The organism is Chenggangzhangella methanolivorans (genome assembly GCF_042648545.1).
Lineage (GTDB): Bacteria > Pseudomonadota > Alphaproteobacteria > Rhizobiales > Methylopilaceae > Methylopila > Methylopila methanolivorans.
Genome location: NZ_JBHRXS010000003.1, coordinates 656,994 through 676,119, shown reverse-complemented (window position 1 = coordinate 676,119; position 19,126 = coordinate 656,994). Strand labels below are relative to the sequence as shown.

Annotated in this window: 17 protein-coding genes; 8 read left to right on the top strand and 9 right to left on the bottom strand. The window is 68.1% G+C overall.

The features are described from left to right. Positions 1-124 precede the first annotated feature (124 nt). The 6 genes from ACFOWB_RS03510 to lpdA all read left to right on the top strand — a co-directional run bounded on the left by ACFOWB_RS03510 (position 125) and on the right by lpdA (position 7,897). Positions 125-3,076, top strand: a complete 2,952-nt coding sequence (locus ACFOWB_RS03510) for a 2-oxoglutarate dehydrogenase E1 component (RefSeq protein WP_261401299.1) — start codon at positions 125-127, stop codon at positions 3,074-3,076. Between the two features lie 227 nt (positions 3,077-3,303). Then, positions 3,304-4,572, top strand: a complete 1,269-nt coding sequence (gene odhB, locus ACFOWB_RS03505; protein ID WP_378145708.1) for a 2-oxoglutarate dehydrogenase complex dihydrolipoyllysine-residue succinyltransferase — start codon at positions 3,304-3,306, stop codon at positions 4,570-4,572. Positions 4,573-4,588: 16 nt separating this feature from the next. After that, the gene (locus tag ACFOWB_RS03500; RefSeq protein WP_261401301.1) at positions 4,589-4,945 is read left to right on the top strand and encodes a hypothetical protein; all 357 of its coding nucleotides are present in this window, start codon (positions 4,589-4,591) and stop codon (positions 4,943-4,945) included. 32 nt (positions 4,946-4,977) lie between these two features. Next, positions 4,978-5,229 carry a hypothetical protein gene (locus ACFOWB_RS03495; protein WP_261401302.1) on the top strand — a complete coding sequence of 84 codons (252 nt, stop codon included), beginning with the start codon at positions 4,978-4,980 and terminating at the stop codon, positions 5,227-5,229. 33 nt (positions 5,230-5,262) lie between these two features. After that, a complete protein-coding gene (locus ACFOWB_RS03490; RefSeq protein ID WP_378145705.1) occupies positions 5,263-6,426 on the top strand; it encodes a DUF4241 domain-containing protein in 1,164 nt (387 codons plus the stop codon). Between the two features lie 70 nt (positions 6,427-6,496). Continuing rightward, positions 6,497-7,897, top strand: a complete 1,401-nt coding sequence (gene lpdA / locus ACFOWB_RS03485; RefSeq protein WP_378145703.1) for a dihydrolipoyl dehydrogenase — start codon at positions 6,497-6,499, stop codon at positions 7,895-7,897. 141 nt (positions 7,898-8,038) lie between these two features. On the opposite strand, the gene ACFOWB_RS03480 is transcribed toward lpdA, so the two are convergent. The 6 genes from ACFOWB_RS03480 to ACFOWB_RS03455 all read right to left on the bottom strand — a co-directional run bounded on the left by ACFOWB_RS03480 (position 8,039) and on the right by ACFOWB_RS03455 (position 14,275). Further along, positions 8,039-8,536 carry a DUF2059 domain-containing protein gene (locus tag ACFOWB_RS03480; RefSeq protein ID WP_261401304.1) on the bottom strand — a complete coding sequence of 166 codons (498 nt, stop codon included), beginning with the start codon at positions 8,534-8,536 and terminating at the stop codon, positions 8,039-8,041. A 232-nt stretch (positions 8,537-8,768) separates the two neighbouring features. Beyond that, entirely contained in the window at positions 8,769-10,406 is a 1,638-nt protein-coding gene (locus ACFOWB_RS03475) for a DHA2 family efflux MFS transporter permease subunit (protein WP_378145700.1), read from the bottom strand. A 42-nt stretch (positions 10,407-10,448) separates the two neighbouring features. Then, entirely contained in the window at positions 10,449-11,777 is a 1,329-nt protein-coding gene (locus ACFOWB_RS03470) for an HlyD family secretion protein (protein WP_261401305.1), read from the bottom strand. A 504-nt stretch (positions 11,778-12,281) separates the two neighbouring features. After that, positions 12,282-12,932, bottom strand: coding sequence for a hypothetical protein (locus ACFOWB_RS03465; RefSeq protein ID WP_261401306.1), 651 nt, complete (start codon positions 12,930-12,932; stop codon positions 12,282-12,284). An 80-nt stretch (positions 12,933-13,012) separates the two neighbouring features. Continuing rightward, complete coding sequence (locus ACFOWB_RS03460) at positions 13,013-13,726, bottom strand: hypothetical protein (protein ID WP_261401307.1); 714 nt, start codon at positions 13,724-13,726, stop codon at positions 13,013-13,015. 162 nt (positions 13,727-13,888) lie between these two features. After that, positions 13,889-14,275, bottom strand: coding sequence for a DUF6476 family protein (locus tag ACFOWB_RS03455; protein ID WP_261401308.1), 387 nt, complete (start codon positions 14,273-14,275; stop codon positions 13,889-13,891). On the opposite strand from ACFOWB_RS03455, the gene ACFOWB_RS03450 reads away from it, so the two are divergent. Both ACFOWB_RS03450 and rpoH read left to right on the top strand, forming a co-directional pair. Next, entirely contained in the window at positions 14,274-15,275 is a 1,002-nt protein-coding gene (locus ACFOWB_RS03450; protein WP_261401309.1) for an RluA family pseudouridine synthase, read from the top strand. The two genes, ACFOWB_RS03455 and ACFOWB_RS03450, sit on opposite strands and share 2 nt — an antisense overlap. A gap of 202 nt (positions 15,276-15,477) precedes the next feature. After that, positions 15,478-16,365 (top strand): RNA polymerase sigma factor RpoH, encoded by an 888-nt coding sequence (gene rpoH / locus ACFOWB_RS03445; RefSeq protein WP_261405752.1) that lies wholly within the window; start codon positions 15,478-15,480, stop codon positions 16,363-16,365. 123 nt (positions 16,366-16,488) lie between these two features. On the opposite strand, the gene ACFOWB_RS03440 is transcribed toward rpoH, so the two are convergent. From ACFOWB_RS03440 to rpsU, 3 genes are all read right to left on the bottom strand, one after another. Beyond that, entirely contained in the window at positions 16,489-18,279 is a 1,791-nt protein-coding gene (locus tag ACFOWB_RS03440; protein ID WP_378145696.1) for a hypothetical protein, read from the bottom strand. A gap of 74 nt (positions 18,280-18,353) precedes the next feature. After that, positions 18,354-18,731 (bottom strand): glyoxalase superfamily protein, encoded by a 378-nt coding sequence (locus tag ACFOWB_RS03435; protein ID WP_378145694.1) that lies wholly within the window; start codon positions 18,729-18,731, stop codon positions 18,354-18,356. Positions 18,732-18,796: 65 nt separating this feature from the next. Then, entirely contained in the window at positions 18,797-19,042 is a 246-nt protein-coding gene (gene rpsU, locus ACFOWB_RS03430) for a 30S ribosomal protein S21 (RefSeq protein WP_261401312.1), read from the bottom strand. Positions 19,043-19,126 lie beyond the last annotated feature (84 nt).

The following is a 19,126-nucleotide window of genomic DNA, read 5'->3' as shown; positions in this document are numbered from 1 at the left end:
CTTTCAGCCAATCTGACTTTGGCGCCACGCTGATTTCGCATTTCCGTCGTTCTAATCCGAGCGCGCCGCGCCTATATTGCAGCGCGAAACGCCAGCAACCGATCCGATCTCAAGGCTTTTTCCCATGTCACGCCAGGCGGCGAACGAAGGTTTCTCGCGCACATCCTTTCTCTGGGGCGGGAACGCCGCCTACGTCGAGGATCTGCAGGCGCGCTACCTGAAGGATCCCTCCTCGGTCGATCCGGCCTGGAAGGCGTTCTTCGACGAGCTCGGCGACGAAGCCGCCGCGGTCGAGATCGCCGCCGAAGGCCCGTCCTGGGAGAAGCCGAACTGGCCGATCCCGGCGAACGGCGAACTCGTCTCCGCGCTCGACGGCGACTGGGGCCGGATCGAGGTCGTGGTCGGCGACAAGGTCAAGGCGAAGGCCGCGGCCAAGGGCGCGCCGGTCTCCGAGGCCGAGATCCAGGCCGCGACCCGCGACTCGACCCGCGCGCTGATGATGATCCGGGCCTACCGGATCCGCGGCCATCTCGCCGCCGACCTCGACCCGTTGAAGCTCGACAAGCGCCCCGAGCGCGAGGAGCTCGACCCTGCGTCCTACGGCTTCTCGGAAGCCGATCTGGACCGAAAGATCTTCATCGACCACGTGCTCGGCATGGAGTACGCGACCGTCCGCGAGATGCTCGCGATCCTGCGCCGCACCTATTGCGGCACGCTCGGCGTCGAGTTCATGCACATCTCCGATCCGGCCGAGAAGGCCTGGATCCAGGAGCGCATCGAGGGGCCGGACAAGGGCGTCGCCTTTACCAACGAGGGCAAGAAGGCCATTCTCAACAAGCTGGTGGAAGCCGAGGGTTTCGAGAAGTTCCTCGACGTCAAATACACCGGCACCAAGCGCTTCGGCCTCGACGGCAGCGAGTCCATCGTCCCGGCGCTCGAGCAGATCATCAAGCGCGGCGGCGCGCTCGGCGTGCGCGAGATCGTGTTCGGCATGGCCCATCGCGGGCGCCTGAACATCCTCGCCCAGGTGCTCGGCAAGCCGCACCGCGCGATCTTCCACGAGTTCAAGGGCGGCTCCTGGACCCCGGACGAGGTCGAGGGCTCGGGCGACGTCAAGTACCACCTCGGCGCCTCGTCGGACCGCGAGTTCGACGGCAACACCGTGCATCTCTCGCTGACCGCCAACCCCAGCCACCTCGAGATCGTCGATCCGGTGGTGCTCGGAAAGGTGCGCGCCAAGCAGGACCAGCACACCGACGTCGACCGCGTGAAGGTGATGCCGCTGCTGATCCATGGCGACGCGGCCTTCGCGGGCCAGGGCGTGGTGGCCGAGTGCTTCGGCCTCTCGGGCCTGCGCGGCCACAAGACCGGCGGCTCGATCCACTTCATCATCAACAACCAGATCGGCTTCACGACCGCGCCGCGCATGGCGCGCTCCTCGCCCTATCCGTCCGACGTCGCCAAGATGATCGAGGCGCCGATCTTCCACGTGAACGGCGACGACCCCGAGGCCGTCACCTTCGCGGCCAAGATCGCGACCGAGTTCCGGCAGAAGTTCCACAAGCCGGTCGTCATCGACATGTTCTGCTACCGGCGCTTCGGCCACAACGAAGGCGACGAGCCGGCCTTCACCCAGCCGCGGATGTACAAGATCATCCGCAGCCATCCGACCGCGCTCGAGAGCTACGCCAAGCGCCTGCTGGACGGCGGCGTCATCAAGCCGGGCGAAGTCGACGAGATGCGCCAGGCGTTCCGCGACCGGATGGAGACGGAGTACGAGTCCGGCCAGGCCTACAAGCCCAACAAGGCCGACTGGCTCGACGGCCGCTGGTCGGGCCTGAAGGCGACGCGCGACTATGACGATCCGCGCCGCGGGAAGACCGGCGTTCCGATCGAGCGCCTGAAGGAGCTCGGTCGCAAGATCGCCTCCGCGCCGGACGACTTCGCGGTCCACCGCACGGTGAAGCGCCTGCTCGACAACCGTCGCAAGATGGTCGAGGACGGCGAGGGCATCGACTGGGCGATGGGCGAGGCGCTCGCCTTCGCGTCGCTGCTGACCGACGGCAGACCGGTGCGCCTCTCCGGCCAGGACGTCGAGCGCGGCACCTTCTCCCAGCGCCATTCGGTGCTGACCGACCAGGAGAACGAGGGCCGCTTCACGCCGCTCTCCAATCTCTCGGAGGATCAGGCGCGCTTCGAGGTCATCAACTCGATGCTCTCGGAAGAGGCCGTGCTGGGCTTCGAATACGGCTACACGCTCGCCGAGCCGAACGCCCTCACTCTGTGGGAGGCCCAGTTCGGCGACTTCGCCAACGGCGCGCAGGTCATCGTCGACCAGTTCCTGTCGTCGGGCGAGCGCAAGTGGCTGCGTATGTCGGGCCTCGTGATGCTGCTGCCCCACGGCTATGAGGGCCAGGGTCCGGAGCATTCATCGGCCCGTCTCGAGCGCTATCTGCAGATGTGCGCCGAGGACAACATGCAGGTCGCCAACTGCACCACGCCGGCGAACTACTTCCACATCCTGCGCCGCCAGCTCGTCCGCGACTTCCGCAAGCCGCTGATCCTGATGACGCCGAAGTCGCTGCTCCGCCACAAGCGCGCGACCTCGTCGCTCTCGATGATGGACGAGGGAACCTCGTTCCACCGCCTGCTCTGGGACGACGCCGAGCTCGATCCGAACTCGGTCGTCAAGCTGAAGCCGGACGCCGAGATCCGCCGCGTCGTGATGTGCTCGGGCAAGGTCTATTACGACCTGCTCGAGGAGCGCGAGAAGCGCGGGATCGACGACGTCTACCTGCTGCGCGTCGAGCAGATCTATCCGTTCCCGGTGAAGGCCGCGGTCAGCGAGCTCGGGCGCTTCAGGCACGCCGAGGTCGTCTGGTGCCAGGAGGAGCCCCGCAACATGGGCTCCTGGTTCTTCGTCGAGAGCTACATCGAGTGGGTGCTGAACAACATCGGGGCCGAGAACCGGCGTCCGCGCTACGCCGGCCGCCCGGCCTCGGCCGCGACGGCCTCGGGCCTGATGTCGAAGCACCTCGCGCAGCTTCAGGCGTTCCTCGACGAGGCGCTCGGCTGACGCCGGGCGTTTGGCGTCGGCGGGCAGGTTCCGGCGGCGCGCCCCTTGGCGCGCTGCGTCGGCGGCATAGCTGACGTCACGTGAAGTTTCTGACCGGCCTCGAATGAAATCGTCTATGACGTGGCCGGAAAATCCGATCGTCGTCCGCCGGGCGACGCACCCGACTGCGCCGCCGGTGCGACGCTTCAAGAACAGGGGAGGCCCCTTCGCGCGAAGGGGGCGAGCTGATGGCCACTGAGATCCGCGTTCCGACGCTCGGCGAATCCGTCACCGAGGCCACCATCGGCCGCTGGTTCAAGAAGCCCGGCGAGGCCGTGAAGGCCGACGAGCCGGTGGTCGAGCTCGAGACCGACAAGGTCACGCTCGAGGTTCCGGCGCCGGCCGCCGGCGTGCTCGGCCAGATCGAGGCCAACGAAGGCGACACGGTCGGCGTCGACGCGCTGCTCGGCTCGATCGAGGAGGGCGGAGCCGGCGCGGCTCCGGCCAAGAAGGACGACGCCAAGCCCGCCGCCGGCTCGAAGGAGGCGGCCAAGCCCGTCGCCGACACCGCGAACGAGACCAAGCCGAAGGCGAACGGCGGATCCGCGCCGGCCGACGCCGGCCTCGCGCCGTCGGTCCGCCGCCTCGCCGAAGAGACCGGCGTCGACCCGGCCAAGGTCGAGGGCACCGGCAAGGACGGCCGCGTGACCAAGGGCGACATGCTTTCGGCCCAGGGCAGCGCGCAAGCCAAGGCGCCGTCGGCTCCCGCGCCGAGCGCGCCCGCTCAGGTCCGCGCGCCGTCGCCGGCCGACGACGCCAGCCGCGAAGAGCGCGTGCGGATGACGAAGCTGCGCCAGACCATCGCGCGCCGCCTCAAGGACGCCCAGAACACCGCCGCGATGCTGACGACCTTCAACGAGGTCGACATGACGGAAGTCATGGCGCTTCGGTCGAAGTACAAGGACACCTTCGAGAAGAAGCACGGCGTGAAGCTCGGCTTCATGGGCTTCTTCGTGAAGGCCGTGGTCCAGGCGCTGAAAGACCTGCCGAGCGTCAACGCCGAGATCGACGGCACCGATCTCATCTTCAAGAACTACTACCATGTCGGCATCGCGGTCGGCACTGACCGCGGCCTCGTCGTGCCCGTGGTGCGCGACGCCGACACGCTCGGCCTTGCGGGCGTCGAGAAGACGATCGCCGACTTCGGCAAGCGCGCCCGCGACGGCAAGCTCGGCATCGAGGAGATGCAGGGCGGCACCTTCACGATCACGAACGGCGGCATCTACGGGTCGCTGATGTCGACCCCGATCCTCAACGCGCCGCAGTCCGGCATTCTCGGCATGCACAAGATCCAGGAGCGGCCGATGGCGATCGGCGGCAAGATCGAGGTGCGGCCGATGATGTATCTCGCGCTCAGCTACGACCACCGCATCGTCGACGGCAAGGAGGCCGTGACCTTCCTCGTCCGCGTCAAGGAGAGCCTCGAGGATCCGGCCCGGCTGGTGATGGACCTCTAAGCAGGGGAGCGCCTCGATGGAGGGCCCGCCGCGCTTCGTCCCGTCGCCCGGGGCCGAGTTCCCCGAGCCGTGGGACCAGGCGGCCGCCGACTGGCTCGTCGGCAAATACGCGCTTGTGGGGATCGCCTTCGTCGGTCGCGACGGCGAGCGAAGCGGCCAGTATCACGGCCGGATCGTCTCGGCGGATCCGCAAGCCGGCATCACGATCGAGTGCGAGGGCGGCTCAAAGGGCGAGACCCTCGTGATGCCGCCCGCGACCGGCTGGTTCGGCCACGCCCATCCCGGCGAGTACAAGCTGAAAGCGACGGGCGAGGTCGTGATCAATCCCGACGTTGTCACCACCTGGCGCATCGAACAGGGGGGCTCGGCCTGACCCGCTCCGACGCAGAAGTCGACGCGCCGGACGTGGCGGCCGCGCTGGCGGCGCGCAAGAAGACGCTCGACCGCCAGACCGTGATGGCGATCCTCGGCCTCGTGGTGGTCGCGGCCGTCATGGTGGTGGACCTGAAGGACTTCGGCCGCTCGCTCGACGGGATCGTCCAGATCCTGCCCTGGCTCGTCGGCCTGTCGATCGCGATCTTCGTGCTCAACCGCTGGACCTTCGCGATCCAGGCCAAGGCGTTGCGGCGCGATTTCCGTCAGGCCGGCGGCGCTTAGGGGCGAACAAGGTTCGAGGGATCGGGGGCGAACATGCATCGCAGCGTCCTGAGCGTTTTTCTGGCAGTCCGACTTTGGCTCGGCGCGCTCGCCCTCATCGCGGGGACAGCGGCCGCGGTCGCAGCAGAGGGCCCGCAGGCCGCCAACCTCTCGGTCGTCGACCTCGACGCCGAGGCGCTGAAAGAGCGGATGATCGCGCCCAAGGCCATCGGCGACCTCGTCGCGCCGACCGGCCGGATCATCGCGGCCGATCCCCTGGTCAATCCCGATCATCCGCCGTTCGGGCGCACAGTCGCGCCGGGCAGCTATCCGGTCACGCTGTTCTTCGCGCAGGAGCGCGTCGCGCTCGCGATGCTGCGGCTTGCGCCCGGCAAGATCGCGAGATGGCGGATCGCCACCACGCCCGGCCAGGACGCACGAAAGCTCAAGGACGGCGAGATCTTCGGCTATGGCGTCGACGCGGGCCTCGGCTCCTTCATGGACCACGAGGCGGTGCGGGCGATGCGCTGGCGCGGCCGCGAGACCAAGTGCGACAACTATTACGACTGCGTGCTCGCCGACGAGCTCGCGGCCAACAATGACGACTACGCGATGCACCTGCCCATGAAGGACGAGGACGCCAACGTCGCGGTGTTCTCCAGCGGCTGGGGCGACGGCTTCTACGCGACCTATTGGGGCGAGGACGAGAGCGGCCAAGCGCTCGCGCTCGTCACCGATTTCGGCGTGCTGGAGGACGGCGACGGCCGCACGTTGCAGCAGCGCCGCGTCGCGGCGATGTCGCCGGAGCAGCGCGAGGCCGCCGGCCGGGCCCATGCGGCGATCCAGCGCGACGACGAGGCGGCGCTGCGCGCCGTGCTCATCGAAGGCGTCGCGACGCCCGAAGCCTTCGCGCCCGAGACCGGCGAGACCCTGACGCTCGAGGCGGTGCGCGGCGACAAGCCGAAGGCGCTCGAGACCCTGATCCGCTATGGCGCGCGCCGCGAGGTCGACGCCGAGACCGCGCGCGTCTTCGAGCTCCGCACCTATGCGGACTATGCAGGCTCTCTGGAGAAGCCGATCGAGGGCCTGAACGAGCAGCCACCGAAGCTTTCGGCCGCGCTCAAGGACGTGCTCGCGCGCTGGGACGCGGGCGCGATCGCGCCTGCCTCCGACGGTCCCGCCTCCGCCCCTCCCGGGGGCGCGAAGCCGACGCCCTGAACCCTATATGAGGCGCGGACCCGAAGAGCCGCGCCGCATATTCCTCGACAGAAAGAACCGAAAGAGACCCATGGCCTACGATCTCGTCGTCATCGGCACCGGACCCGGCGGCTACGTCTGCGCGATCCGCGCGGCGCAGCTCGGCCTGAAGGTGGCGGTCGTGGAAAAGCGCGCCACCCATGGCGGCACCTGCCTCAATGTCGGCTGCATCCCCTCCAAGGCCTTGCTGCACGCCTCGGAGCTGTTCGAGGAGGCGGGCCACGCCTTCGCCAAGATGGGCATCAAGGTGCCCGCGCCTGAACTCGACCTCTCGCAGATGATGGCCTTCAAGGACGAGGGCGTCGCCGGCAACACCAAGGGCGTCGAGTTCCTGCTCAAGAAGAACAAGATCGACGCCTTCCACGGGACGGGCAAGATTCTCGGCGCCGGCAAGGTCGAGGTCAGCCCCGAGAGCGGCGAGAAGACGACGCTCGAGACCAAGGCGATCGTGATCGCCACGGGCTCCGACGTCGCCAAGCTCAAGGGCCTCGAGATCGACGAGGCCAAGATCGTCTCGTCCACCGGCGCGATCGCGCTGAAAACCCTGCCGAAGAAGCTGGTCGTCGTCGGCGGCGGCGTGATCGGGCTCGAGCTCGGCTCGGTGTGGCGCCGGCTCGGCTCGGAAGTCCTGGTGGTCGAGTTCCTCGACCGCATCCTTCCGGGCATGGACGTCGAGCTCGGAAAACAGTTCCAGCGGATCCTCGCCAAGCAGGGCATGGAGTTCAAGCTCGGCTCCAAGGTCACCGGCGCCGAAAAGGCGGGCGAGCGCCTGAAGGTCAAGATCGAGCCGGCGGCGGGCGGCGCGGCGGAGGAGATCGAGGCGGACGTCGTGCTGGTCGCGATCGGCCGCACGCCCTTCACCGAAGGCCTCGGCCTCAAGGAGGCCGGCGTCGAGCTCGACGAGCGCGGCCGGGTGAAGACAGACGGCCACTTCAAGACCACTGTCGACGGGATCTACGCCATCGGCGACGTCATCGTCGGCCCGATGCTCGCCCACAAGGCCGAGGACGAGGGCGTGGCGATCGCGGAGACGCTCGCCGGCAAATCCGGTCATGTGAACTACGAGGTCATCCCGAACGTCGTCTACACCTATCCGGAAGTCGCCTCGGTCGGCCGCACCGAGGAGGAGCTCAAGAAGGACGGCGTCGAGTACAAGGCCGGCAAGTTCCCCTTCACGGCGAACGGCCGCGCCAAGGCGAACGGCACCACGGACGGCTTCGTGAAAATCCTTGCGGACGCCAAGACCGACAAGGTGCTGGGCGTCCACATCGTGGGTCCGGACGCCGGCACGCTGATCGGCGAAGTCGCGGTCGCGATGGAGTTCTCCTCGTCCAGCGAGGACATCGCCCGCACCTGCCACGCGCATCCGACGCTGTCGGAAGCCGTCAAGGAAGCCGCGCTCGCCGTGGAAGGCCGCGCCATTCACATGTAAGGGCGGAAGCGACGCAACGCCGTCATGCCGGCCGAAGAGCCGGCGTCCAGAACCGCGACGCCTGCGACAAAGCGGGACGCGTCGCGTTCATGGATCCCGGCTCAAGGCCGGGATGACGGCGGCGGTCGCTGCAGCGCCGCCTCAGATCGGGATCTCGACGCCCTTCTTGCGCATCTTCGTGCGGAACGCCTCGTTGATCTCCGCGGTCACCATCGGCATCCGGGCGGTCGCGATCTTGACCATGTCGCCGACGATCGCCGGCATCACGGCGAGCGACTTGCGGCCCACCGGGCTGCGGTAGAATGCGACGAGCTGGCGGAGCTCCTCGGCCGTGTAGTGCCGGGCGTAGACCGCGGGCGTCTCGGCCATCAATTCGCCGGTGCGCTCGGTGACGATGCGCACATAGTCGGCGCGAAAGCCCTTCATCGCCTCCGCGCTCGCGTCCGGCAGCTGCCGGCGGATTTCGGGCTCCATGGCGGGCCAGGTGCGGGCGACGATGTCGCCCACCATGCCGTCCATCGTGGTCTCGGCCACGAGCTCGCGGGCGACCGCGAGCGCCTCGGCGTCCTGCGCCGCGGCGGGCTGCCAGAGGACCGCGGCCAGAACCGCGGCGGCGAAGACGGATCCGATCGGCTTCATCGACGAAACTCCCCCGAGTGCGCTGCAACAATGAGGCGCGCTTCGGGGCCGTTCGTCCAGATCCGTAGGAACCCGTAGGCGGCTAAGGCGCGTGGGCCTGTTGATCCTCCGCCGTCATCCCGGCCGGAGAGCCGGGATCCAGAACCGATGCGTTTTCTCCAGTTCCTGCCGCGGCCTCGGTTCTGGATCCCGGGTCAAGCCCGGGATGACGCTCGTGCCGCTCCGTCCCGCCTCAATGACCCGCCGGCGCGGCGGCGCCGAGCTGCGGGCGCTTCACGAGCGGCACGAGGATCACGATCGCGACGAACAGGATCGAGAGCGCCCAGAACAGGTCGATGAAGGACATCACCAGCCCCTGGCTGCGCACCTGATTGGCGAGCTGCTTGATCGCGGCGAGCTCCGCGTCGGAGCCGAGGCGGCCCGAGAAGCTCTGCGTCATGGAGGAAAGCCGCTCCTCGGCGACCTGCCGGCCCCACACCACGTGCTCGCGCAGCCGCAGCATGTGGAGGTCTTGCCGCTCGTTGAGGAAGGTGTTGATGAAGGCGAGCCCGAAGGCGCCGCCGAGGTTGCGCATCAGGTTGAAGAGCCCCGAGGCGTTCTTCAGCATCGGCGGCGGCATGGTGGCGAGCGACACCACGTTGATCGGCACCATGCAGAGCATGAGCGAGCAGCCGCGCAGCGCCTGCGGCACGAACAGCTCCCAGAAAGCCCAGTCGCGCGTGATCCAGGTGAGGTCCGCGCAGGAGAGCGCGAAGCCGCAGAACCCCATGGCGATGAGATAGCGGGGATCGACGCGGCGCGACAGGATCCCGACCACCGGCGCGGTGAGGAACATGAAGAGGCCGGACACGAACACGGTCTCGCCGATCTGAAGGCTGTCGTAGCCCCGCACCCGGCCGAGGAAGACCGGGTAGAGATAGGTCATGCCATAAAGGCCGATGCCCATGATGAAGGTGAGGATCGAGCCGACCGCGAAGTTGCGGTCGCGATAGACCCGCAGGTCCACCAGCGGCGTCTCGGCCGTGAAGCTGCGCCAGAAGAACAGAACCCCGCCGACGACCGCCGTGACGCTCAGCGTGCGGATGGTCGCGTCCTGGAACCAGTCGTCCTTGGCGCCTTCCTCGAGCACGTATTCGAGGCTGCCGAGAAACATCGCCATGGCGGCGAGCGCGACATAGTCGAGCTTCTTCAGGAGCGCGTAGTCGGGCTCGTCGAAGTCCACCAGCGTCCAGGCGAGCAGCGTCGCGGCCGCGCCCGGCACGATGTTGATCAGGAACAGCCAGTGCCACGACATGAGCTCGGTCAGGTACCCGCCGACCGTCGGGCCGATGGTCGGGGCGAGCGTCACGGTCAGGCCGACCACCGCCATGATCGCGGGCTGCAGGCGGCGCGGGAAGATGGTGTAGGCGGCCGCGAACGCCGTCGGGATCATGCCGCCGCCGATGAAGCCCTGCAGCGCCCGGTAGGTGATCATCTCGGGGAGCGTCGTGGCGGTGGCGCAGAGCGCGGAGGCGAGCGTGAAGCCCAAGGCCGAGATCGAGAACAGCACCCGGGTCGACATCGCGCGCGCCAGGAACCCGGAGAGCGGGATCATGATGACTTCGGCGATGAGATAGCTGGTCTGGACCCAGGAGATCTCGTCAGGGCTGGCGGAGAGGCCGGCCTGAATCTCGGCGAGCGAGGACGAGACGATCTGGATGTCCAGGATCGCCATGAACATCCCGAAGACGAGCGCGAAGAACGCGATCAGCCTGCGGGCGGTGACCTGCGGTTCGACCGGAGGGTTCCCCGCGCCCGAAGATCCGGAGGAAGAGCCGGCCGCCGGCCCTGGGGGGACACGGGCCAGATCGGCGGTCGATCGGTCGCTCATGGCGCCGCCGCTCATCTTCGGAAAATCGGACGCGGGGGTCGATCAGCGCCGCCCGGGGGAGGGCGCGGCGCTGGAGGGGGCGTCGGCGGCGCTCGTCTGCGAGCTGTCCGTCGGCGCGGTTCGGGTGTCGACCGAGGCGATCACCGAGAGGCCCGGCCGGAGGCGGCCGCGGGCGACGTCCTCGGGCGCGACGCGGATGCGCACGGGCACGCGCTGGACGATCTTGGTGAAGTTGCCGGTCGCGTTTTCGGGCGGCAGCAGCGAGAACTGCGCGCCGGAGGCCGGCGCGAGGCTGTCCACGACGCCCGTCACGTCGTGCTCCGGATAGGCGTCGACCGAGAGCCGGACCTTCGATCCGGGTTCGATCTCGCCGAGCTGGGTCTCCTTGAAGTTGGCGTCGACATAGACGCGGTCGAGCGGCACCACCGCCATCACGCGCTTGCCCGGGGTGACGTAGTCGCCCTCCTGCACGGCCTTGTTGCCCACGACCCCGTCGAAGGGCGCGCGGATCACGGTCGCGTCGAGGTCGCGCTGGCGCTGGGCGCGCGCGGTCCCGAGCTCGTCGAGCAGATGCTCGGCCTCGGCCTTCTGCGCGGCGAGGACGTCGCGGTTGGCTTCGGCGGCGGTGACGCCGGCGGTCGCGGCCTCGACCGAGGCGGCCGTGCGGGCCTTGTCGGCGGTCGCCTGGTCGAGCGCCTGCCGGCTGCCATAGGTGGACTTGGCGAGCGTCTGGGCGCGCTCGAAATCGGCCGCTGCGCGCGCGCGGTCGGCGGCCGCGCTGTCGACCTGCGCGCGCGCCTGAAGGATCTGCGCTTCTGAGGCCGCGACCTGCCGGTCGATGCGCGCGACGGTCGCCCGCTGGGTCGCGATCTTGCCGTCCGCCGCCTGAAGGGCGAGGCGGTAGTCGGCGGCGTCGAGGGTCACGAGCGGGTCGCCGGCCTTCACGCGCTGGTTCTGGGTCACCGCGACCGAAGCCACGTAGCCGGAGACCTTGGGGGCCATGGTCGCCATGTCGGCGCCCACATAGGCGTCGTCGGTCTCGACCAGGAAACGACCGTCGATCCACCAGTCGTAGCCGTAGGAGCCGGCGACCGCGAGCGCGGCGAGAAGGACAGCCGACAGCACGAGCTTTTTGGCGCGGCCGCGCTTGGGCTTCACGGCGTCGGTCGCCGGGGCGGCGTCAGGGGTCTGGACGGGGGCGCCAGGCGCCGCGGCGGGGGTTTCGGGGGCGGCGCGCGACTGCGGCTCGGCCTCGGACGTCTCCGCCTCATGCCGATCCGGCGCGACCTCCGCGGTCGTGTCCGGCGAGGAGGAAATCAGCCGCGGGCGCGGCGTCTCTTCCGTCGCCTGCGATGTCCGAGCTATCGCCACATCAAGGCTCCTGGCCCCCGCGCCGGCTTCAGGCCGGCGTCGCAGTCCACCCTTGGTTCGATCGTCCCGACGTCGCAAACGTCATTGACCGAACCGTTCGGTCAATGAGCATTTACAGCGTCGCCATGCGCTCGGCAAGGTCTGACCGAACCGTTCGGTCAATAAGTTCGCCGAGTGTAGGGCGTCAGCCTTGCCGGCTGGTTAGCGACGACGGATAAGTTTGGGTTTTCCCCGCCATCTCCGGCGCGGCGGGACGTCGCCAGAGAGGGCGACGCGAGCGCTTCCTCACGCATCGTCTGCGCCGATATCGGTGGGGACGGCGCGGCGCGCGCGAGCCAGCGGCTCAGGCGGTCGGGCGAAACGCCGGAACGTCGCGAGGCCATGCGCCCGTCGGCGCGGTGCCTCGTCCGGGCATAGGCGAGGCGGCGCCCCCAACGGAGACGCTCGCCCGTCCCCCGGGCGTCGCCTGCGGCCGGCGCGCGGCGAGCGCGCGCCGTCAGGCCCTTACTGCGTCGTCGCCGAAACGTCGAAGCCGGTGGCGTCGCCCGCAGGGTCGCCGTTCGGGTTCAGCCCGAAGGAGACGAAGTCGAAGGCCTTGAGCGTGCGCGTGAAGGTGAAGGTCTTCGTCTGGCCCGCCTTCTTCACCGTCAGGTCGCCGCCGGGGCCCGACAGGACGGGCGCGGTCTCGCCGAACGCCTCCGCGGTCACTTCCTTGCCGCCGACGAAGATCCGCGGCGAGACGCCCGTCGGGGCCGCGCCGAGCAGCCGGTAGTAGCCCGTGAACACGTAGGTTCCGGCCCGCGGCGCGCGGAACGACACGATGACGTCCTTGGCGGCGTCCTTTGGCACGAGGATGAGATCCTTGAGCGGAAGCACATAGGTCGCCGTCGCCGAGACCTTGGTGCGGCTGTTCACGCCGAGCGCGCCGAAGGCGTCGCTGAAGCAGTCGAACGCTTCGGCGCCCTCGCAATTGTCCTTGAGCCCCTCGAACGGGACCAGGCTGAGGCGGTCGGTCACGACGCCCGTGCCGTATTTCCAGATCGTGTTCGGGTTGACGTACGAGAAATCGCGGCTGGCGATGTCGCTCGGCTCCTGCGCGAAGGCCGAGGAGGAGACGAGGGCCGCGACGGCGGCGCCGATCAGGTGCTTGATCATGGAAGGGTCGGTTCCGGAGCGACTGCGCGGGGCCGGCGCGGCGGTTCGGACGCGCGCCGTCGGTTTCAGGGCGTCGGCGGCTATTGGGGCGTCACGCGCACGTCGAAACCGACGCCTCGCGCATTCGCGTAGATGTACCGGGTCGCATGCCGGACGCTGAAGAACACCTGAGCGTTCTTCTTCATCTTCAGGCTGAACTTGAAGTTTTTCGTCGCGCCGAGTTTCCGGGCGGCCGGATCCGCCGGTTCCCCGGCCAGAACGAAGCCGGTCTTTCCGAAGGCCTCCCGCGACAGGTTCTGCCCGCCGAGATAGATCAGCGGCGTGAAACCTTGATCCGCCTGATCGTCGATCAGCGCGTAATAGCCTTCGAAGGCGTAGACGCCGCTCTCCGGAGCCTTGAACCTGACGATCGTGTCGTAAGTGTCAGGGGAGGATCCGGCTCTTCGGCTCGACAGCATGGCGAGCATGTTGGGCGCAAGCACGCCGGAGTCTTCGCCAGCAACCGTCACGCTGTTGCGCCCGAGACCGACGCCGACCCGATGGAGCGGGGGAAATGGCCCGTCCCGCTTGACGGTGTAGCGCGTGTAGAACGCGTCGAAACCGTCTTCCGGATAATTCTCCTGGAACGGCAGCGGCTTGAGGCTGCTGCGGGAGCTCGCCGTCCCATAGCCGAACAGCCAGACGCCGGTCGGGTTGTCGCGAGTGAAGTCGCGCGACGCCTGGTAGCTTTGAGCAACAGCGGCGCTGCCCAAGGTGGAGACAAGCGCCATGCCGGCGAGAAGCAGACGGATCACGAGGCGGCCCTGATGAATGTTGTCACGGATCTGCTATCCGCCGACAACATCCATCAGCAATGCGTAGTTTTACGTATAATAGGGGAATTTTCCTAGTAATCTACAGGCGAATACATTAAACGAGCTAGCGAAATACCGTCTCGCGCTGTCTGCGCGTCGCTTTCATCGCATCGGCGCGGCCGCCGGACCTCCCGGGGCGACGTCGAGACGGCCTGTCTCCTTCAGCGTCGCGGCGTCGAGCACGTGGATCACGATGCGGCCGCCGTCCTCGACCGTGACCAGCAGCTTGCCGTCGCCGGCCGCCGTCGACAGCACTTTCGCGCCCGGCGTGATCGACAGATGGCCGGCGACCGGCCCCTGCGCGCCGGGGCTGGACTTGACGAGCCGATAGGCGATCACCGACATCACGGCCATGAAGCCCACGCCCATGGTGAGGGCGCCGATAAGCGTGAGCACGCGCAGACGGCGATAGACCTGCTGGATGCGGGGATCGTCGTCGTCCGCGATCTCGTCGAGCGACGGCGATTGGGAACGGGGCTGCGCCGTCATGGCTGACGAATTCCTCGAACTGGACGAGCCGGTCGACCGCCGCGTCGTGGTGGCGGAACAGGCGGACGTCGGAGAGCGGATCGACCGCTTTCTCGCGAGCCGCCTGCCGGATCTGTCGCGCGCCCGCATCCAGGCGCTGATGCGCCAGGGCGCGGTCAGCGCGGCGGGCCGGACGCTAGAAGACCCCTCGGCCAAAATCAACGCGGGCGAGATCTTCGTCGACGTGCCGCCGCCCGAACCCGCCGAGCCGGTCGGGCAGGACATTCCGCTCGAGGTCGTGTTCGAGGACGAGCAGCTCATCGTCATCGACAAGCCCGCGGGGCTCGTGGTCCATCCGGCGGCGGGCCACGCCGACGGCACGCTCGTCAACGCGCTCATCGCCCATTGCGGCAAGAGCCTGTCGGGCGTCGGCGGGGTGGCGCGGCCGGGCATCGTGCACCGGCTCGACAAGGACACCAGCGGCCTGATGGTGGTGGCCAAGACAGACGCCGCGCACAAGTCGCTCAGCGCCCAGTTCGCCGACCACGGCCGCACCGGGCCGCTCGTCCGCGCCTATCTCGCGCTCGCTTGGAGCCCGCCGGACCGGCCGCGCGGGACGATCGACGCGCCGCTCGGACGCAGCGTGAAGAACCGCGAGAAGATCGCGATCCGCCAGGACGGCCGCGAGGCCATCACCCACTGGGAGATGCTGGAGCGCTACCCGGAGGCGGGCGCGGGGCTCATCGAGTGCCGGCTCGAGACCGGGCGCACCCACCAGATCCGCGTCCATCTCGCCTCGATCGGCAGCCCGCTGCTGGGCGACGCGGTCTACGGCGCCGGCCACCGCACCAAGGCCTCGCGACTTTCCGACGCGGCGCGCGCCGCGCTCGAGGCGCTGAACCGGCAGGCGCTGCACGCGGCGACGCTCGGTTTCGCGCATCCGGTCACGGGCGAGACGCTCATGTTTGAAAGCGAGCCGCCCGCCGATCTCGCGGGATTGATTGAGGCGCTTGGAACGTAACGCAGGAAAAGATGTTAGCTTTCGTGCATGACGCTAGCGGGGCGTCATGTGAGCCATCATGCAGAGATGCAAGGCAGCCGCTCACGTAACGCTGAGCGCGCATTCCGCGAATTGCGTTATAGTGCACACAAGCGATCGGCTTACCGCGGTCGCGAACCGGGCCTGCCGCAGAAAGCCGGGGGCCTTGCCGAAGGAGGCGCGAATCATGGCGTCAGCCGCACTTCCAATTCTCGTCAGCGACGGCGGCCTTAGCCGCTACCTCGACGAAATCCGCAAATTCCCGATGCTCGAGCCGCAGGAAGAGTACATGCTCGCCAAGCGCTGGCGCGAGCATGGCGACCGCGACGCGGCGCATCGACTGGTCACATCCCACCTTCGTCTCGTGGCCAAGATCGCCATGGGCTATCGCGGCTACGGCCTGCCGATTGGCGAAGTCGTGAGCGAAGGCAATGTCGGCCTCATGCAGGCGGTCAAGCGCTTCGAGCCCGAGAAGGGCTTCCGTCTCGCGACCTACGCCATGTGGTGGATCCGCGCGTCGATCCAGGAATACATCCTGCGCTCGTGGAGCCTCGTGAAGATGGGCACCACCGCGAACCAGAAGAAGCTGTTCTTCAACCTGCGCAAGGCCAAGAGCCAGATCTCGGCCTTCGAGGAAGGCGATCTGCGCCCCGACCAGGTGAAGCAGATCGCGACAAAGCTCGGCGTCACCGAGACCGACGTCGTGGACATGAACCGTCGCCTGGGCGGCGACGCCTCGCTCAACGCGCCGCTGCGCGAAGACGAGGGCTCTTCGGAATGGCAGGACTGGCTCGTCGACGACAGCGAGAGCCAGGAGACCCGCATGGCCGACAGCCAGGAGCTCGACAACCGGCGCTCGGCGCTCGGCCAGGCGCTCCAGGTGCTGAACGACCGCGAGCGGCGCATCTTCGAGGCGCGTCGCCTCGCCGACGAGCCGCTGACGCTTGAGGAGCTCTCGGGCGAGTTCAACGTCTCCCGCGAGCGCGTGCGGCAGATCGAGGTCCGGGCCTTCGAGAAGGTTCAGGACGCGGTCCGCAAGAACGTCGCGGCGATCGAAGCCCACGCGATGTGATCGCCCGGACCCGCTTGCGGGTCCGGCGCACAAGAACAAGAACGCCCGCGCCGGATGTCTCCGCGCGGGCGTTTTCGCAATCGCCGGGGCGCTTTCCATGGGCGCTGAAAGCGCCCGCAGGCGTCACTCGCCCGCTTGAGCTTTCTTGCCCTTGCCGGGCCCTTTGCCAAGTCCCTTGCCAAGTCCTCTGCCAGGTCCCTTGCCAAGTCCGGCTTGGGTTTTTCCGGGCCCGCCCTTGGCTTTGCCCGGACCGCCGGCCGACCGCTTCGCGGCGCCGGCGCCGGCCTGTTTCGCCGCAGCCTTGTTCTGCGGCCGGTCGGAAGCCTTGGTGTCGCCGCCGGCCTTTTTGGCTTTCCCGGCGCCTTCGGCGTCGGCTCCCTTGGCCTTGGCCAAGCCGGCCTTGACGCCCCCAGCTTTGGCGCCCGCGCCCCCAGCCTTGGCGCCTGCGCCCGCCTTCATGTTCAGCGTCTTGGCGCCGCCGCTCTTTCCGCCCTGGCCTTTGCCGGTCTTCCCGGCCTGCCCCTGACCTTTGTTCTGGCCCTTGCCCGCGCCCTTCCCGGCGCCGCCTTTGCCCGCTCCGGCCTTTCCGGCCCCGCCTTGGCCGGCTTTCTTGCCGGCCCCGCCGGCCTTCTTGCCGGCGCCGCCCTGGCCGGCCTTCTTGCCGGCGCCCTGTCCCTTGCCGCCGCCGGACTTTGCGTCGCCTTTCCCTTCCGCCGCCTGCTCGCCTTCGGCGATGATCTGCATGGCCTTCGCCGCGCGGGCGTTGCGCTTTCGCTTCATCTCACGGAGCGTCTTCTCCTCGAGAGGATCGGGCGCGTCTTCGATGGCCTGCGCGCCGGCGTCGGTCTCGGCGGTGGCGGCGGTCGCGGCGGCCGCCTGCTGCTTGCGGTTGAGGCGCTGGATCATGCGGACCATGTCCGTCACGACCTCCTCGATCTCCGCCAGCTCCTCCTCGGAGGCCGTCGCCGGATCGAACACCTTCCTGGCGTAGTCGCGGTCGGGCGACAGCTCCTTCCAGGACGCGCCGAAGAAGCGCTGCGCGAACCGTTCGTTGCCTTCGCTGTAGTAGTCTCGAATGCGGCCGTAGAGATCCTGGTCGAGGCCCACATAAGGAGCCTCGGTCCAGCCGCGCTCCTCGAAGTGGCTCTTGAAGCGGCGGTTGATCTTCTTGTAGGCGGCAAGTTTCGAAGCGCGGATGTCGCCGATCTGCTGCAGGATCATCTGCGCCGCGAACACCGCCTTGGCGCCGGCGTTGCGGTTGCGAACCTCGGGATAGGCGAGCTCGAACTCGTCGGGCAGGCCGAGGCGCCGGGAGATGTCCTTCTCGAGGCCCGACTTGACCGCGGTTTCGAAACAGCCCGCGTCAAGCGTGAGCCGCGGATTGTCGATGATGTGCTCGAGATAGCGCCACGGATCGACCTTGCCGGTGCGCGCCGCCTCGTCGACGAACTCCTCGAACGTCATCCGCTTCACGAGCCGCTTCTGGCTCTGGACGTAGGACGAGTTCAGCGAGGACGGCTGGTCGCGCAGATAGGCGATGATCACGACCGCGTAGCCGTGCCGCTCGAAGAACGCGAGGATCCGGTCGAGGACCACGCCGTCGCGGAACGCATGCGCGAAGGATTCGCTCGTCAGCACGATGTTCTGACGGCCCTGCGACGCGATCTCTTCGAGTTCCGGCCACAGCTTGGCTGCGGGCTTCAGCTCGCCGCGCGCGTCGAGTTCGTCGACATTGGCGAAGATGCCGTGGCCGTTCATCGGCCGGCCCTTCAGCGCGGGCATCTTGGGAACGTAGAGGCCCTGTTCGGCGAACGCCTCGGCGTTGCCTTCCACGAAATGGGAGATCGTGCTGCTGCCGGTCTTGGGAGGTCCGATGTGAATAAAGCAGGTCGGACGCCCATCACGCGCAACCATCACGACGCTCCAAGTCTGTTGAGAAGTCGCCAAGCGCTAGACCGATTTTAAGGACGTGACAAGCGCGAGACAGCCTAGGCTTTGCGTCGCTCACAGAAGCGAAGGCGGTTGCCTGATGGGTCGGCGATCGTCATTTCGCGGCCCCAGGGCGCGGTTTCGACGCCGGGACGGGCGTAGGCGTAGCCCTTCGCGAGCAGGGCGTCGCGAAACGCCTCGATCCCGACGATCGGAACGAACACGACCGCGCCCGGAGAGCCGTCGCCGTGATGCTCGCTGAGGTGGAGCGTCGCGCCCGAGCGCGAGACCTGCATGTAGAGCGGCAGGTCCGGCTCGAACCGATGCTCCCAATCGAGCGCGAATCCGAGGAAGTCGAGATAGAACGCGCGGGTCCGGTCGACGTCGAACATCCGCAGCACCGGGATCGGGGCCGACAGGGAGACGGGGTCGGTCATGTCGCGATCCGTCGCCATGACCTCGACCCCACCATCTCTGGCGTCCGTCGGTTCGTCCGTCCGGATCAGCGGCGCCCGGCCGCTTTCACCTTGGGCTTGGGCATGGGCAGCAGGCCTTCCCGCTGGGCCGCCTTCCTGGCGAGCTTCCGGGCCCGACGGATCGCCTGGGCCTTTTCGCGATTGCGTCGCTCGGACGGCTTTTCGTATGCGCGGCGCTCCCGCATTTCACGGAACACGCCTTCCTTCTGCATCTTGCGCTTCAGCGCCTTGAGAGCCTGGTCGATATTGTTGTCGCGGACATGAACCAGCAATGAAATCTCCTATTTTTTGAAATCAATGAAAGACATGGCGTCAGCGCCGCTAACGGGCGGCGCAAAAACAAAAAGGCCGGGATC